Source organism: Psychrobacter sp. CAL346-MNA-CIBAN-0220, from assembly GCF_040309805.1.
Lineage (GTDB): Bacteria > Pseudomonadota > Gammaproteobacteria > Pseudomonadales > Moraxellaceae > Psychrobacter.
In genome coordinates this window covers 1-261 of record NZ_JBEOPF010000419.1, presented here as the reverse complement: position 1 = coordinate 261, position 261 = coordinate 1, and the positions used below count along the sequence as shown (strand labels likewise).

Annotated in this window: 1 protein-coding gene; it reads left to right on the top strand. The window is 40.6% G+C overall.

Annotation, left to right across the window (positions count from 1 at the left end; all coding sequences use genetic code 11):
- A partial coding sequence (locus AAEY88_RS14210) for a TorF family putative porin (protein ID WP_350563428.1) occupies positions 1–261 on the top strand: 261 nt, incomplete at both ends.

Below are 261 nucleotides of genomic sequence, written 5' to 3'. Positions count from 1 at the left end.
ATCTACAACTGCAGCGGCTAATTGGTCAACAACCATTACTGCCGCTTCTGACTATACTTTCAATGGTGTAACGCAAACAGATAACGACCCTGCAATTCAAGCAAGCCTTGATTACGCTTTTGATAACGGTGTATATGCAGGTGTTTGGGCCTCTAATGTAGATTTTGGTGATGACACTGATTTCGAACTTGATGCTTATGTAGGTAGATACATTCAGCTTAATGAACGCTTTAGTGCTGATTACGGTATTGCTTATTACAC